The organism is Pseudomonas sp. GW821-FHT09E04, assembly GCF_059416185.1.
The window spans coordinates 635,924-652,037 of the sequence record NZ_JBWKOR010000004.1 but is presented as its reverse complement, the minus strand read 5'-3'; the positions used below and the strand labels follow the sequence as shown (position 1 = coordinate 652,037).

Genomic DNA, 16,114 nt, shown 5'->3' with positions numbered 1-16,114 from the left:
ACAGGACGACTGTCGGCCATGCCGACCCGATCCGATGCCTGGCCGTCATAGCGTGAGGCTGCCGGGATGGCGGTCGCACCGTGGGATGCCATGAATTTCATTCTCTACTCGGACGTCAACGACCGCTCCATCAGCCAGAGTCTCGGGCGTCCCGAATACAGCTATTACTTCGTGCTCAAGGCCTATCGCCCGGTGCTCGAAAGTCTGGGGCGGGTGCATGTGGTGTCCGCCCGCGACGAAGTCGATCCACTGTATCGACAACTGCTCGCCTCCGGCGAAAGCAGTGTGTTTCTGTCCTTCACCCCGCCGCAAAATACCCCGACCGATCTGGAATGCCCGACGATCTGCGTGATTGCATGGGAGTTCGATTCCATCCCCGATGAGTCGTGGGATGGCGATCAACGTCAGGACTGGACGCAGATGCTTGCCCGACAGGGACGGGTCATCACGCTGTCGAGCCACACTGCCCGGGCGATTCGCCGTGCGATGGGCGAAGACTTTCCGGTCCTGGTATTGCCGACTCCGCTGTGGGAAAACTTCGCGGCCATCCGTGAGCAACCTGTCAGCGCGCCGATCAATCCCGGGGCGACCCTGGCGATCAAGGGCTGCATTTTCGACAGCCGCACGCTGGGACTCTCTGCCGATGACCTGCTGCCCAAACCGCTGACCGCCGAGCAACTGGCGGACATCGAGGCGCGCCGCCCGCCACCGCTGACACTCAAGCGTCGACTGGTCATTGCCCGTCATTACCTGCGTCAGTGGGCGTTGAACCCGAGTGATCAACTCGAGCCCATGGCCCGTGTGAAATACCTGCATCACGGCTACTGGGAAGGCTTTCGCGATCTGTTCTCGGACAAGGCCCATGCCTGGCTCGAACGACGCCTGCCGAACATTGCCGGCCCCCATGAAGTGGCGGTGGACGAACCACCACCGCTGGACCTGCCGGAGACCTCGGGGGTGGTCGAAACCACGGTCGATGGCGTGATCTACGTGACCGTGTTCAACCCCAAGGATGGCCGCAAGAACTGGCATCACTTGATCACGGCGTTCTGCTGGGCCTTTCGCGAAACGTCTGACGCAACGCTGGTGCTGAAGATCACCCAGAACGATCTGGCGTCCTATTACAGCGAACTGATGACCTTGCTCGCGCAACTGACGCCGTTCGCCTGCCGGGTGCTGGTGCTGCACGGCTATCTGGACGATCCGCAGTATGCGCGGCTTTACCAGGCTGCCAGTTTTTACGTCAATGCTTCGCGCTGCGAAGGCCTGTGCCTGCCGCTGATGGAGTTCATGTCCAGCGGTAAACCGGTGATCGCTCCGGATCACACGGCGATGGAAGACTACATCGACGATTCGGTGGCCTTTGTCGTCAAGTCCAGCGAAGAGCTGACGATCTGGCCGCAGGACACCCGCATCATCTACCGCACCCTGCGTCACCGACCGGACTGGGGCTCGCTCAAAAGTGCCTACGAAAACAGTTACCGGATGGCCAAGGCGCAACCGCAGGACTATCGCCGAATGTCGGTCGCCGCCGTCGAGCGCATGCACGACTACTGCGCCTTCGCCCCGGTGCAGCAGCGCCTGGCGGACTTCTTCGGCCTTGAGCCAGCGGCCGCCGATGCCGCCCCCGTGACGGACAACGCCTCATGCTGATCATCATTCATTCGGAAACCAACCAGCACACCATCGCGCAGAATCTTGGCCGTTCCGAGTACAGCTATTACTTCGTGCTCAAGGAATACCGGCCGGTGCTCGAGCGTCTCGGGCGGGTGGTGGAAGTGACGGACCCGGCCCGCGAAGTCGATGCGCTGTACCTGGAATGCCTGGCCCGTGGCGAGCCGTGCGTGTTCCTGTCGTTCTCGCCGCCCCATCGCACGCCGATTCATCTGGCTTGCCCGACGTTGCCGGTGTTCGCCTGGGAGTTCAGCACTATCCCCAATGAGCCTTTCGACGGCGAGCCACGCAATGACTGGCGCACGGTGTTGCGCGCCTGCGGGGCGGCGATCACCCATTCCAGTTACACGGTCGACGCGGTGCGCGAGGCCATGGGCGGCGATTACCCGATTGTCGCGGTGCCGGCGCCGGTGTGGGACCGCTTTGCCGCCCGGGGCGCCCAACTGCAAGGCCAGCCCTCGACGGGGCCGGTGCGCCTGAAGATCAAGGGATTGGTGGCCGACAGTCGCCAACTCAATCTCGACGCCTTCGGCCCGAAGCATCTGCGTCGTGGCAAGGGCATCGATTTCGAGGCGCCGGTTCGCGAGCAAGAGTTGTTGCTGGATGGCGTGGTGTACACCTCGGTGTTCAACCCCGGCGACGGACGCAAGAACTGGGAAGACATGCTCAGTGCGTTCTGCGTGACATTCCGTGAGGTCGAGGACGCAACGCTGGTGCTCAAACTCACCCACCACGATGCCGAAGAGGCCCTCAGCGACATCCTTCATCACCTGTACAAAAACCGCTCCTACCGCTGCCGCATCGTGCTGATCTACGGCTACCTCGCGGACGCGGACTACGAGCGACTGGTGCAGGCGACCCGTTACGTGGTGAACACGTCCTACGGCGAGGGCCAGTGCCTGCCGCTGATGGAGTTCATGTCCTGCGGCAAACCAGCGGTGGCGCCACGCACCACGGCGATGATCGATTACCTGAGCGAGGACAATGCGTTCCTGGTCGAGTCCACCGATGAACTCACCGCGTGGCCCCACGATCCGCGCAAGGCGTTCCGCACGCTGCGTTACGTGACCAACTGGGCGTCGGTCTGCGTCGCTTACCGCGACAGTTACGACGTGGCGAAAAACCAGCCACAACGTTATGCACAAATGTCGTCTCAAGCCGTGCTGAGCCTGCAAGGATTCTGCAGCCAGGCTGTGGCCGAGCAGCGCCTGCAGGACTTTCTGGCGCAGCTGTTCGAGCATCGTGCGATGACAACCGTTGAGGTCTCCGGCTCATGATCCGCGTGCTGACTCGAAGCCTGCGACCTCGTCCGGTGATCATCGCCCGCCAACCGCTGCAAACCCTTTCGCCCAACGTCGACCCTTTTTCTGGAGCCAACCCATGCTGAGACTTTTGAAGAAACTCACGGCATCGACGCCTGCACAGCCTGCCGCGCCGGTGGTCGAGGACGTCGACACGTTCCAGCTCGGCTTGCGCGATGCCATGCTCAGCGGCTGGTTCAACCATGACACCGGCGAGCTGTACAAAGGCTTCACGGTAGGCCCCGAGGACACACTGGTCGACGTCGGTTGCGGCGACGGCGGCAACATGCAGTTCTGCGGGATGCGCGGGGCGCGGATCATCGTCGCCGACATCGATGCAGCCAAGATCGAAGCCGCCCGCCAGCGGCTCAGCGAAACCTCGGCCCGCAGCGTCGAATACCACGTCACCGACGGCAATCCGCTGCCGATCGCCGACAACACCGCGACCCGCGTGGTTTCCACTGAGGTGCTTGAACATGTCGACGATCCGGCACAGTTCCTCGCCGAACTGGTGCGGATTGGCCAGCCGGGCGCCCTGTATCTGCTGAGCGTGCCGCACCCCAGTTCCGAAGATGTGCAAAAAGGCATCGCCATACCGGAGTACTTCGAAAAGCCCAACCACATTCGCATCATCAGCGAGGAGCAGTTCAAGGCCATGGTCAGCGAAGCGGGCCTGGAGATCGTCAGCCACAGCCAGTACGGTTTCTATCGGTCACTGTGGATGTTGCTGTTCTGGGAAGCCAACGTGGACCTGGGCAGCCCCGATCATCCGTTGCTCAATCAATGGACCAAGACCTGGGAGGCCGTGCTCAATTCGCCGCGTGGCACGCAGATCAAACATGCGCTGGACAGCGTCATGGCGAAAAGTCAGGTCATCATCGCCCGTAAACCGTAGCGCGTTTTTTCCGGGAGCGGCCGCGCTCCCGTCGGTTTTGTGTAACCTTGCAGCCTTGTGTTGCCAGGGATTTGCACGTCATGCGGTTTCTTTTCGGGCTGTCGGCATTGCTTGCCACAGCCCTGCTGCTGTCTGCCTGCGAGCGTCAGGAAGCAGCGCCTCTCGATCAACAACTCTACGTCTGGCAACGCCAGTGGACGTCGGGCCATGAGGCGGCGCTCAAGGGCAGCCGCACTGATTTCTCGACCTTGCGGGTATTGGCGTTGCAGGCTTTCCCACAAGCAGGCTGGAGCCGGGCGCGGATCGATCCGCAATTGCTGAAGAGCGATGGCCGGCCGCTGATCGCGGTGATTCGCCTCGATGGCCAGCTCAAGGCACTGGATCAGGATCAGGTCACGGCGCAGATCCTTCAGGTGATCGATGACTGGCAAACCCAGGGACTCACGCTGGCCGGGGTCGAGATCGATCACGATGCCGGCAATGCGCGGCTGCCCGCGTACGCTGACTTCCTCCTTCATCTGCGCGCAGCGTTGCCGTCATCACTGCCCTTGAGCATCACCGCATTACCGGCCTGGCTCGACAGCCCGCAACTGCCGACGCTGCTGGCAACAGTCGACAGCAGCGTGCTGCAGGTGCATGCGGTCAGCGATCCGCGACGCGGTCTGTTCGACCCTGAGCAGGCGCGCGACTGGGCGAAGCGCTGGGGGCGGATCAGCGACAAACCGTTCTACCTGGCCCTGCCGGCTTACGGTGTAGCGTTGTTGCCGGACAGCGGTGGCGCGCCGGTGGTGGAAAGCGAAGTGACGCTGGAGCGAGGTGGCGAGCGCCGCGAATTGCTGGCCGATCCACAGCAACTAAGCCGACTCGCCAAAGCACTGCGCGAGGATCGACCGGCGCACCTGGCCGGGCTGATCTGGTTCCGCCTGCCGCTGGCCAATGACCGCCGGGCGTGGAGTCTGACCACGTTGCGTGCGGTGGCCCGAGGCGATGCGCTGTCCAGCAAACTCGACTTGAGCTTCAAGGCGCAGGACGGCCTCTACGACATCACGCTCGGCAACGCCGGCAACCTTGATAGCCCCTGGCCTGCGCGCGTTCGGGTAAAAGCCAGCGGCTGTGAAGGCGCCGATGCGCTCGCCGGTTATGCATTGCAACAGACTGCGGATCTGCTTACCTTCACCCGCTTGCGCGACGGCCGATTGCCGGCGGGCGGACAGCGTGCGATCGGTTGGGCACGTTGCGCAAATATTGATCAAGGAGGTTCGCATGTTGACCCGTAACTGGCCCCGCCATCTGCTTTGCCTGAGCCTCAGCCTGCCGCTGGGATCGGCGCTGGCCTGCGGCCCGGATTTCCCGATGCGTCTGCTCGATGATCGCGGGCAATCGCTGGCGGAACTGCCGGAGGGCAACTTCAAGTTCGAGATCAATCGCCTCGGCAAGACCATTGCCGGGCTGAAGAACGTCACGGCGGTCACCTACAACCCGGATGACATCTATGGCGAACCCAAGGAGCCCGCTGAACTGCGTGAGAAGGCCGAGCAGCAGGGCCTGAGCGTGGAGCAGCAGGCGCTGGTCAAGCAACTGCGCAGCCTGACCGATGCACGTCAGGTCGAAGTGCAGGGCGCGAACCTGCCGGCGGAACTGCGTCTGTATGTGGCGGGCGCGGTAGCGTTCGGCGCCGGTGATCATCAACTGGCCGTCGAGTACTTCCGCCAGTTGTTGGCGCTGCCGGCCGATCAACGCGCGTTGCGCAGCACCTGGGCCGCTTATTCGCTGGGCCGGGCGTTCTTTGCCATGAGCAGCGAAGCAGGCGATACGCTCGACGCGTTGGAAAACGCCATCGAAGCCTTCCGCCAGACGCGACAACTGAGCATCGACGGTTTCAGCGATCCGCTGGAACTCGGCGTGGCCAGCCTCGGCGAAGAAGCACGAGCGCTGCGCACGGCGGGCAGTTGGGACAAGGCCATCGAACTCTATGCCACGCAAAACCTGCATGGCTCGAACGTCGGCTACACCTCGCTGAAGCTGTTGATGAACGATCTGGCCGAAGAACCCGAGGATCGACTGGAGAAGTTGTTGCGTGGCAAAGCGGTGCAGCAACTGGTGACCGCGTCGCTGATCAGCCGGATCGGCTGGTCATTCGGCGACGAGCCGCCGAACGAGAAAAAACTGATCAAGGCGTTGCAGGAGAGCACGCGCGGCAGCCTCGATAACGCTGATCGTCTGGCGGCCATGAATTATCAACAGGGCGACTACGCCAGCGCCAAGGCGTTCCTCGAACACGCCGGCGACAGCGGCCTGGCGTGGTGGCTGCGGGCGAAACTGGCGGTGCGCGATGGCGACAAGGTCGCGGCGGCTGCGGCCTATGCGAAAGCTGCGCAGGCCTTCCCGCAGGGCGAATCCTGGGGCGAGCGGCGTACCGCCGACTGGAATCTTGAATCCCTTCAGCCCAAATGCCGGGTCGAGGGTGAAAGCGCGATTCTGGCGCTGCAACGTGGCGAGTACCTGCAGGCCTTCGATCAGTTGTATCGCAGCCAGAGCATTTACTGGTTCGACGCCGCGACGGTGGCCGAGCGAGTGCTGACGGTCGAGGAGCTGAAAAACTACATCGATACCAACGTCCCGGCACCGCCCGCGCTGAGCCAGCAGGATCGCGACAATTACGTTCCGCTGCCGGTGGCCGCGAGCCTGCGCAATCTGCTGGGCCGGCGTTTGTTGCGTGAAGGGCACTACGAAGAGGCGGTCGGCTATTTCGACAATGCCGATTTGCAGCACAAGGCCCGGCTCTATGGCGAGCAACGCCTGAAGGCCGATTCGGCGTGGTGGCCGACCAAGCGTGCCAGTGCGCTGTTCAATGCGGCGTGGACGGCTCGCGAGTGGGGCATGGACATCCTGGGTTACGAAATGGCCCCGGATTACGCGACCTTCGGCGGTAACTACAGCCTGGAAAACACCGAGCTGAAAGTCGGGCCGCTGGTGAGCGAGGCTGAAGTGCAACGGCAGAAAGCCAGTGAAGCGCAGCCGGATGAGCGCTATCACTATCGGTTTGTTGCCACAGCGCTGGCCAGCCGTGCGGCGGATAACTTGCCGCACACCAGCCAGGCGTTCGCCGCCGTGTTGTGTTCGGCCGCCGGTTTCAATAGCAGCCTGCAAGAGCAAAGCGCGCTGTATCAGCGATATGTGAAAGAAGGTCCGTACATGGGCTGGGGCGGCTATTTCGGCCAACAATGCCCTTATCCGGACTTCGCCAACGCCGACAAACGCTACGTCACCCAGGTTGTCGACGCTGTTCGCGGGGTGTTGCGACCCTACAAGCGTGCAGTGCAGATCGGCGCCATCATTGGGTTGACCGTCATTGCGCTGGTGATCATCACCCGCCGCCAACGCAAGGCCCGCAAAGCCTAAGCCTGCTGGACGAACGTCAGGCGCACGGCGAAGCCGATCAACAGGCTGCCGAACAACCACTGCTGCACGCGCTGGGCCGTTGGGCTGTGTTTCAGCCAGCGGCCCAGCGCCGTGCCGAGCAAGGCATAGGCGCTGTCGAACAGCAATCCAGCGGCCACCAGCATCGCACCGAGCACCGCAAACTGCGTCAGCACCGGTGCGCCATTCGCCACGATGAATTGCGGCAGCAGCACCGAGCAGAACAGCAAGGCTTTCGGGTTGAGCAGATTGGTCAGCAGGCCACGACGGATCGCGGCGCGCCACTGCCCATGGCCGTCCGTTACGGTGCCGGCGTTCAGATCAGGCAGCAGCGTGGTGCGCAGGCATTGAATGCCGATCCACAGCAAGTACGCCGCCCCGGCCATCCGCACCGCATCGAACGTCCACGGCGCAGCCTTGAACAGCGCCGCCAGCCCCAATGCTGCGAGCGCTACATGACAGCCTCGGGCAACCGCCAGCCCCACCGCCGTGGCAAGTGCTGCGCCGCGACCCTGGCGGGCACCGGTCTGCAACAGCAGGATCATGTCCGGGCCGGGCAGCAGATAGACCACCGCCAAAGCCAGGAAAAACAGCCAGAGACTTGCCATGTCGCACCCCTTTCGTTGTCGATTCGGTGCAACCAGTCTATGACCGAGGGGCAGGGCAGGTGCTTGCGTAGTTCGCTTCTATAACTGTTGAGATTGGCATAACCTGCTTTCTTTTTGCGGTTACACCATCAGGATCTGCCAACCATGAAACTCGACGCCTTCGATCGCAAGATTCTCGCCGCGCTGCAACGGGACGGGCGCCTGAGCAATGTGCAACTGGCGGACGAGATCGGTTTGTCCGCGTCGCCGTGCCTGCGTCGGGTGCGGATGCTCGAAGAGGCGGGGGTGATTCGCGGTTATCAGGCGAACCTGGACCGTGACGAGGTGGGGCTGGGGCTGACGGTGTTCGTCGGGGTCAAGGTGGAACGGCACAACGATGAACAGGCCGAGGCGTTTCATCGCGCGGTGACAGCGTTGCCGGAGGTGATTTCGGCGTTTCTGGTCTCTGGGGAATCGGACTTCCTGCTGCAAGTGGTGGTGCCGGACCTGCGCGCCTACGACCGGTTTCTCACTGGCTGCCTGCTGAAGCTGCCGGGCGTGAGCGACATTCGCAGCAATTTCGCGATTCACACGGTGAAGACCCCAGGAGCGCTGCCGCTGGGGCATTTGCCGTCCTGATACTTCCCGCATTGCGCGGGAAGTATCAGCGAAGTGCTTACATCTGCGTTGCCATGCCCTCGACATTCATCGCTGCCTGACGCAACGCCTCGGAACGGGTTGGGTGAGGGTGGCAGGTCAGCGCAATGTCTTCGGCCGACGCGCTGAACTCCATGGCCACGCAGTACTCGCCGATCATTTCACTGACGCTCGGGCCGACCAGGTGCACGCCGAGGACTTCGTCGGTGTGCGCGTCGGCGAGGACTTTGGCAAAACCTTCGGTTTCGTGATTGATCTTCGCCCGGCTGTTGGCGGTGAACGGGAACTTGCCGACCTTGAAGGCCCGGCCTTCAGCCTTGAGCTGCTCTTCGGTCTTGCCGACACTGGCCAGTTCCGGTCGGGTGTAGATCACGTTGGGGATCAGGTCGTAGTTGACCTCGCCCGCCTTGCCGACGATCTGCTCGATGCAGGCCATGGCTTCGTCTTCGGCCTTGTGCGCAAGCATCGGCCCTGAGGTGACATCGCCGATCACCCAGACGCCGGGTGCTTCGGTGCGATGGTGTTTGTTGGCGAGCATGCCGCGTTTGTCGGTGCTCAGGCCGACGTTCTCCAGGCCCAGTCCTTGGGTGTAAGGGCGACGACCGATGGCGACCAACACGTAATCGGCTTCCAGTAGCTCGGCGGTGCCGCCGGCTGCCGGTTCGATGCTCAGTTGCACGCCGTTGGCCGAAGACGTGGCGCTGGTGACTTTGGAACTCAATTTGAAACTGATGCCCTGTTTGCTCAGCGAGCGTTGCAGGGTCTTGCCGGCCTCGCCATCCACGCCGGGGCAGATGCGGTCGAGGTATTCCACCACGGTCACCTGCGCGCCGAGTCGGCGCCAGACCGAACCGAGTTCGAGGCCGATCACGCCGGCACCGATCACCACCAGATGCTTGGGCACTTCGCTCAAGGACAGGGCACCGGTGGAATCGAGGATGCGCTGGTTGTCGATTGCCACGCCGGGCAGGGGAGTGGGCTCGGAACCGGTGGCGATGACGATGTCGGTGGCGGTCAGTTCGATGCGGCTGCCCTGATCGCCGGTCACGCTGACTTTTCCGGGACCGTCGATGTGGCCCCAGCCCTTGATCCAGTCGACTTTGTTCTTGCGGAACAGAAACTCGATGCCTTTGGTCAGGCCGGCGACGCTTTCGTCCTTCTGCTTCATCATTTGCGCGAGGTTGAGCGTCGGTTTGACCTCGATGCCGAGGTTGGCGAATTCCGCCCCCATCGCCGCGTCGTACAGTTCGGACGCATGCAACAGCGCCTTGGACGGCATGCAACCGACGTTGAGGCAGGTGCCGCCCAGCGTGGCGCGGCCTTCCACGCACGCGGCCTTGAGGCCCAACTGGCCGGCGCGGATCGCCGCGTTATAACCGCCGGGCCCACCGCCCAGAATCACTACGTCATAGTTGCTCATGCGCTTACTCCTGGCTGAAGAATGCGGATCGCTAAAAATTACGTACGTAATATGTGCGTTTCCGGACATTTCGGTCAAGGCTTCAGGAACGCGACAGGTTGGGCATCCTTGAATGTGAAATTGAGTACAAATATTTCACGGATTTCGTTATATCGTAACGAGTTGTGCAGTGAGCCAAGGGTTTTGGGGGGTTATGCAAGTCGATCTGGACGTTGATGGCACGCAAGTGACCGGTTTGCCGCGCTTTCAGCAGGCGGCGGCTCAGGGTCGCCGATTGCGCCGGTTGGCCATCGGACTCGGCGGGTTGGCCGTGGCCGGAGGGGTGCTGGCGTTTTTTGTTGGCCTGTTCGCCTCGCAATCGCTGTGGCCGGCGCTGCTGGTCAATCAGAGCGCGGCGTTGCTGGTGCTGGTCGCCGGGCTGCAATCGGCGTGGTGGGTGGCCGATTGGCGGGCGCGGGTGATCAACCCGGTGGTGCCGGTGACTGTCGAGGCAGAAACGCCGGGGCCGGACGGCTGGTACGAGCGACTGCTGGATCGATTGAGCCGACGCAGCCTGCATGTGCTGGGACAGATCGGCGCGGCAACCTTGTGGCTGGGCGGTCTGGCGCTGTTGGCGTTGCTCGGCATCGAGCAGGTGTGGAACCTGGCATTGCCTTCGGCTGCGGTGGGTTTGTCCGCTTCCGTCAGCGCGGCGATTGCGCTGCTGCTGGCGTTCGGTCTGCTGGTGCTGGAGCGGCAACTGGCTCAGGAAAACCCGGCGCAATGGCCCGAGGCGGGAGCGCTGGCGCAGCTGGTTCGAGTGGTCATCATCAGTCTGGTGTTGGGTGCATTGTGCTTGCTGTTCGCCAGTGAGAACTCGGTCTGGCCTGTGCGGCTGGCGGTGTTGATCGGCATCCTGCCGGGGCTGGTCGCGCTGGAGTTGTTGCTGCGTGCCGTGCTGTCGCTGTTCAGTCCGCGCCGCGAACAACTTGAACCGGTGCTGCTGGCCCGCAGTTTCGTCGCCGATCTGCTGCGCTGGCCGCCGCAACCATTGCTCGCCTTGCAGCACGAATTGCACAACCGCTTCGGTATCGATCTGCGGCAGATCTGGGCTTTCAGCTACATGCGCCGCGCGTTCCTGCCGGTGCTGGTGCTGGTGGCCGCGGTGGGCTGGTTGCTTACCGGCATTCATGAAATCCCGCTGCAAAGCCGTGGCATCTACGAGCGCTTCGGCAAACCGGTGCAGGTGTTCGGCCCCGGTTTGCATGCCGGTCTGCCGTGGCCGCTGGGCCGGGTGTTGAACGTGGAGAACGGCGTAGTGCACGAACTGGCGACCAGCGTCGGCGAAAACCCGGCGCCGGTTCAGCCGGATCCGGCGGAAGGTCCGGCCCCGATCACCGCTAATCGTCTTTGGGATGCCAGCCACGTCAACGATAAATCCCAGGTCATCGCCAGCAGCCGTGGCGAGCAACAGAGCTTCCAGATCGTCAACATGGACGTGCGTTTTGTCTATCGCATCGGCCTCAGCGATCAGGCGGCGTTGGCCGCGACGTATAACAGCGCGGATGTTCCGACGCTGATCCGCAGCACTGCGAGCCGGATTCTGGTCCACGATTTTGCGTCACGCACCCTCGACGGTTTGCTGGGGCAAGACAGGGTAGGGCTGGCGGATGAAATCGGCCGCGCCGTGCAAAACGATCTTCAGAAGCTCGACAGCGGCGTAGAAATTCTCGCCACGGTGGTCGAGGCGATTCACCCGCCGGCCGGTGCGGCCAACGCCTATCACAGCGTGCAAGCGGCGCAGATCGGCGCCCAGGCGTTGATCTCTCGTGAGCGTGGCGCGGCTGCCGAAGCAAGTAATCAGGCGCAGTTGCAGGCCAGTCTCGCGCGCGATCAGGCCAGCGCCAATGCCCACGAAACCAGCTCGACCGCCCGCGCGGCGGACCTGAAGTTCAGCGCCGAGCAAAAAGCCTACGCCAGCGCCGGCCAGGCCTTCGTGCTGGAGCAATACCTCAGCCAGCTCAGTCAGGGACTGGGCAAAGCCAAACTGTTGGTGCTCGACCATCGTCTGGGCGGCAGCAGCAACGCGCCGACCATCGACCTGCGTACGTTCACGCTGCCGGCTGACCCGACGCCGGCGCGCACCACCGCTCAACCAGGAGCCACCCATTGAGCCAGTCGCATACTCACGATCACCATGACCACAGCGGTCACGACCATGCTCATGGCGGCCATCACCATCACGGGCATCACCACCATCATCATGGCGCGCCGGAAGAAGCGGGGCCTTTCCCGTGGCGACGCATGGGCTGGGCCGTGTTGCTGGTGGCGTTTGCCATCGCAGCGGCAAGTCTGGTGCAGGTGCGCTCCGGTGAAGCCACGGTCATCACTCGTTTCGGCAATCCGTCCCGAGTGTTGCTGGATCCGGGACTGAGCTGGCGCTGGCCGGCGCCGTTCGAAGCGGCGATCCCGGTGGATCTGCGCCTGCGCACCACATCGAGTGGTTTGCAGGATGTCGGCACTCGCGACGGTTTGCGCATCATCGTGCAAGCGTATGTCGCGTGGCAGGTGCAGGGTGACGCGGACAATGTTCAGCGTTTCATGCGCGCAGTGCAGAATCAGCCAGATGAAGCGGCGCGGCAGATTCGCACTTTTGTTGGCTCGGCACTGGAGACCACCGCCAGCAGTTTCGACCTGGCCAATCTGGTCAACACCGATGCCAACCAGGTGCACATCGCCGATTTCGAAGCGCAGTTGCGTCAACAGATCGATCAGCAGTTGCTCGCCACTTACGGTGTGCGCGTGGTGCAAGTGGGTATCGAGCGACTGACCTTGCCGTCGGTGACGCTCACCGCGACGGTTGACCGGATGCGCGCTGAGCGTGAAACCATCGCCACCGAACGCACGGCGATCGGCAAGCGTGAAGCCGCGCAGATTCGTTCCGGCGCTGAACGTGATGCGCGAATCGTCCAGGCTGACGCGACGGTGAAAGCAGCCGAAATCGAGGCGCAATCACGGGTCGAAGCGGCGCAGATCTATGGTCGTGCTTATGCCGGATCGCCGCAGCTGTACAACCTGCTGCGTTCGCTGGATACCCTCGGCACTATCGTCACGCCGGACACCAAATTGATCCTGCGCACCGACGCCGCGCCATTCCGTGTGCTGGTGGACGGGCCGCCGAATATGGACAGCAAGACCGGAACGCAGCCATGAGTGAAGTTCCACGTGGAACAAATTCGTTGAACAGTCCGTGGATTCAGGCGGGACGTCTCGCGTTTTTTGCCCTGTACGCGGTGACGGTGTTGGCGGCGTTGGCCTGGGCGTTTTCCAACGTGCGGCAGATCGACCCGCAGAATCGCGCGGTGGTCATGCATTTCGGCGCACTGGATCGCATCCAGAATGCCGGGTTGTTGTTGGCTTGGCCGCAGCCGTTCGAACAGGTTGTTTTGCTGCCGGCGGCAGACCGGGTCATCGAGCGTCGAGTGGAAAACCTGCTGCGCAGTCCTGCTGCAATACAGGCCGATCGCGTTGCGACATTCGCCACACCGTTGAGCGATGCATTGGCCGGTTCCGGCTATTTGCTCACCGGTGATGCCGGTGTTGTACAGCTGGATGTGCGGGTGTTCTACAAGGTCACCGATCCCTATGACTTCGTGCTGCAAGGCGACCATGTGCTGCCGGCACTGGATCGACTGGTGACCCGCAGCGCAGTAGCCCTGACAGCAGCGCGGGATCTGGACACCATTCTGGTGGCGCGCCCGGAACTGATCGGCGCCGACAATCAAGCCGCCGAACGACGCGAGCGGTTGCGCGGCGATCTGGTTCAGGGCATCAATCGTCGCTTGGCCGAATTGAAGGCGAGTGGGCAGGGCATCGGTATCGAAGTGGCGCGGGTCGATGTGCAATCGAGTCTACCCGAGCCGGCGGTCGGTGCTTTCAATGCCGTGCTGACTGCCAGCCAGCAGGCCGACAAAGCGGTGGCCAATGCCCGCACCGACGCTGAAAAAATCACCCAGACCGCCAACGAACTGGCCGACCGTACCTTGCAGGTCGCCCATGCCCAGGCCGGTGAGCGGTTGGCAAAAGCCTCCGCCGATACCGCGACCGTATTGAGTCTGGCCCAGGCCCGACAACAGGGCACCGACCCGCAAATGCTGCTGCGCCTGTACCGCGAGCGGATACCGAAGATTCTCGGCCAGGCCGGTTCGGTCACCACGGTCGATCCGAAAGACGATTCCCGCCTGATCATTCAGGGAGCCAGTAAATGACCGCCACTACCGCCGCACCGAGCCTGTTGTCCTCGGCCGAGCAACGTCGCGCTGCGCGCCAATTGACCCTGGCGATGCTCGCCCTTGGCTTGCTTGGGCTTGGATTGATCTGGCGCTGGTTGATGCCGGAGCAAACCGGCGTCAGTCAGTTGCTGCTCGGTGTTGCTTCTTTGCTGGTCGCAGTGCCAGTGATGCGTTCGGCGTGGTTCAGCCTGCGTTACCCGAGCCTGCACGGCATCACCGATCAGTTGATCGCACTGGCGATGCTCGGCGCCTGGGCCACCGGTGACCTGCTCACCGCCGCGCTGTTGCCGATCATCATGATCTTCGGCCATGTGCTGGAGGAGCGCAGCGTGATTGGCTCGCAGGAGGCGATTCACGCGTTGGGTCAACTTACTCGCAGCCATGCACGGAAAATCCAGGCGGACGGCACCGTCATCGAAGTCGATAACGGCACGCTCAAGGCGGGTGACACCGTTGAAGTCCGCGCTGGTGATCGGGTGCCAGCGGACGGTCGGGTGTTGTCCGGCCAGGCCAGCCTCGACACAGCGTCGATCACCGGTGAGTCGGTGCCGGTGGAGGCGGGCGTCGGAATGACCGTGTTTGGCGGGGCGATCAACCTCGATGGTTTGCTGCGTATCGAAGTGACCCGCACCGGCGATGAATCGACCCTGGGCAAGGTCATCGCGCTGATGCAGAACGCCGAGCGTTCCAAACCACCGATCACCCGGCTGCTGGAACGTTACGCTGGCAGTTACATGGTGCTGGTGTTGCTGCTGGCGGCGGTGACCTGGTTTGTCACCAACGATGCTCAGGCAATGTTGGCGGTGCTGGTCGCAGCCTGTCCTTGCGCGCTGGTGTTGTCGGCACCGGCCACGGCGATTGCTGGTGTGGCGGTCGCGGCGCGGCACGGGATTCTGATCCGCAGTTCGGCCTTCCTTGAAGAGTTGGCTGACCTCACGTCCCTGGTGGTCGACAAGACCGGCACGCTCACCTACGGCACGTTGCGTTTGCAGTCGATCAACAGCGCGCAGGCGGATCACGATTCGGTGATGGCGCTGGCTGCCAGTCTTGGCGCAGCCAGCAGTCACCCGGTCAGTCGTGCACTGGCGGGTCTGGTTCATGCGGACAACGTGCTGGTACTGACCGACATTCACGAACGGCAAGGTTTGGGTGTGGTCGCCAAGACGGAGCAGGGTGAAGCGGCACTCGGTCGCCCGGAGTTGTTTGCGCAACTGGGCATCCCGACCACATCGGTTCCCGATCACGACGGCCCGATCGCCGGCCTGGCCTTGAACGGTGAGTTTCTCGCCTGGCTGTTGCTTGCCGACAGCGTCAAACCGGAAGCACGCTTCGCCTTGAGCGAACTGCGCGAGTTGGGCCTCGGTCGGCAACTGTTGCTGACCGGCGACCGTCAGAGCGTGGCGCAAACCCTGGCGCGGGATGTCGGCCTGCATGAAGTCGAAGCCCAGGCCTTGCCCGAAGACAAACTCAATCGCGTGTTGAAGGAAATCGACAACGGTTTCCGGCCGATGGTGGTCGGCGACGGCATCAACGATTCGCTGGCACTCAAGGCCGGGGTGGTGGGGGTTGCGATGGGGGCGGGCGGTGCGGACATCGCACTGGCGTCCGCCGACATCGTGCTGATCGGCAGCGACCTGCGCAGGCTCGGCACCTGTGTGCGCCTGAGCCGCCAATGTCGGCGCACGCTGCAGGTGAACGTGATCATCGGTCTGGGCTGGACGCTGGCCATCGTCGTGTTCGCCGCGTTCGGCTGGCTGGGCGCCGCCGGGGCGATGATCGCAGCGTTGCTGCACAATCTCAGCACACTGCTGGTGTTGGGCAATGCCGGTCGCTTGTTGCGGTTCCAGGAGCCGCTGTTGAAGCTGAACGAGCAGAATTGATCATTTTTC

12 protein-coding genes are annotated in these 16,114 nt (G+C 63.0%); 10 read left to right on the top strand and 2 right to left on the bottom strand.

The features are described from left to right. Positions 1 to 90: 90 nt before the first annotated feature. The 5 genes from AC07N4_RS18050 to AC07N4_RS18030 all read left to right on the top strand — a co-directional run bounded on the left by AC07N4_RS18050 (position 91) and on the right by AC07N4_RS18030 (position 7,272). Positions 91 to 1,653, top strand: a complete 1,563-nt coding sequence (locus tag AC07N4_RS18050) for a glycosyltransferase (RefSeq protein ID WP_493065576.1) — start codon at positions 91 to 93, stop codon at positions 1,651 to 1,653. Further along, the gene (locus AC07N4_RS18045) at positions 1,647 to 2,951 is read left to right on the top strand and encodes a glycosyltransferase (protein ID WP_493065577.1); all 1,305 of its coding nucleotides are present in this window, start codon (positions 1,647 to 1,649) and stop codon (positions 2,949 to 2,951) included. Before AC07N4_RS18050 ends, AC07N4_RS18045 begins: the two co-directional genes overlap by 7 nt. A gap of 103 nt (positions 2,952 to 3,054) precedes the next feature. Then, positions 3,055 to 3,870 carry a class I SAM-dependent methyltransferase gene (locus AC07N4_RS18040; protein ID WP_102622625.1) on the top strand — a complete coding sequence of 272 codons (816 nt, stop codon included), beginning with the start codon at positions 3,055 to 3,057 and terminating at the stop codon, positions 3,868 to 3,870. Positions 3,871 to 3,950: 80 nt separating this feature from the next. Further along, complete coding sequence (locus tag AC07N4_RS18035) at positions 3,951 to 5,147, top strand: DUF3142 domain-containing protein (protein WP_493065578.1); 1,197 nt, start codon at positions 3,951 to 3,953, stop codon at positions 5,145 to 5,147. Then, complete coding sequence (locus AC07N4_RS18030; protein ID WP_493065579.1) at positions 5,134 to 7,272, top strand: tetratricopeptide repeat protein; 2,139 nt, start codon at positions 5,134 to 5,136, stop codon at positions 7,270 to 7,272. The genes AC07N4_RS18035 and AC07N4_RS18030 overlap by 14 nt, the downstream gene beginning before the upstream one ends. On the opposite strand, the gene AC07N4_RS18025 is transcribed toward AC07N4_RS18030, so the two are convergent. Further along, positions 7,269 to 7,898 (bottom strand): LysE family translocator, encoded by a 630-nt coding sequence (locus AC07N4_RS18025; RefSeq protein WP_102622622.1) that lies wholly within the window; start codon positions 7,896 to 7,898, stop codon positions 7,269 to 7,271. The genes AC07N4_RS18030 and AC07N4_RS18025 overlap by 4 nt on opposite strands. Positions 7,899 to 8,042: 144 nt before the next feature. On the opposite strand from AC07N4_RS18025, the gene AC07N4_RS18020 reads away from it, so the two are divergent. Beyond that, positions 8,043 to 8,516, top strand: coding sequence for an Lrp/AsnC family transcriptional regulator (locus AC07N4_RS18020; RefSeq protein WP_007954205.1), 474 nt, complete (start codon positions 8,043 to 8,045; stop codon positions 8,514 to 8,516). A 37-nt stretch (positions 8,517 to 8,553) separates the two neighbouring features. Here AC07N4_RS18020 and lpdA read toward each other — a convergent pair whose 3' ends face one another. After that, positions 8,554 to 9,954: a dihydrolipoyl dehydrogenase gene (gene lpdA / locus AC07N4_RS18015; RefSeq protein ID WP_096817076.1), complete on the bottom strand. Its 1,401-nt coding sequence runs from the start codon at positions 9,952 to 9,954 to the stop codon at positions 8,554 to 8,556. Positions 9,955 to 10,147: 193 nt separating this feature from the next. Between lpdA and hflK (AC07N4_RS18010) the strand changes: the two genes are divergently transcribed. Genes hflK (AC07N4_RS18010) through AC07N4_RS17995 form a run of 4 tightly spaced genes read left to right on the top strand, consistent with a single transcriptional unit; the run spans position 10,148 to position 16,105 of the window. Then, the gene (gene hflK, locus AC07N4_RS18010) at positions 10,148 to 12,106 is read left to right on the top strand and encodes a protease modulator HflK (protein WP_493065580.1); all 1,959 of its coding nucleotides are present in this window, start codon (positions 10,148 to 10,150) and stop codon (positions 12,104 to 12,106) included. Continuing rightward, positions 12,103 to 13,146 (top strand): protease modulator HflC, encoded by a 1,044-nt coding sequence (gene hflC / locus AC07N4_RS18005; protein WP_096817078.1) that lies wholly within the window; start codon positions 12,103 to 12,105, stop codon positions 13,144 to 13,146. Before hflK (AC07N4_RS18010) ends, hflC begins: the two co-directional genes overlap by 4 nt. Beyond that, complete coding sequence (hflK, locus tag AC07N4_RS18000; RefSeq protein WP_493065581.1) at positions 13,143 to 14,201, top strand: protease modulator HflK; 1,059 nt, start codon at positions 13,143 to 13,145, stop codon at positions 14,199 to 14,201. Before hflC ends, hflK (AC07N4_RS18000) begins: the two co-directional genes overlap by 4 nt. Further along, positions 14,198 to 16,105, top strand: a complete 1,908-nt coding sequence (locus AC07N4_RS17995) for a heavy metal translocating P-type ATPase (protein WP_096817080.1) — start codon at positions 14,198 to 14,200, stop codon at positions 16,103 to 16,105. The genes hflK (AC07N4_RS18000) and AC07N4_RS17995 overlap by 4 nt, the downstream gene beginning before the upstream one ends. The last annotated feature ends 9 nt before the right edge of the window (positions 16,106 to 16,114 follow it).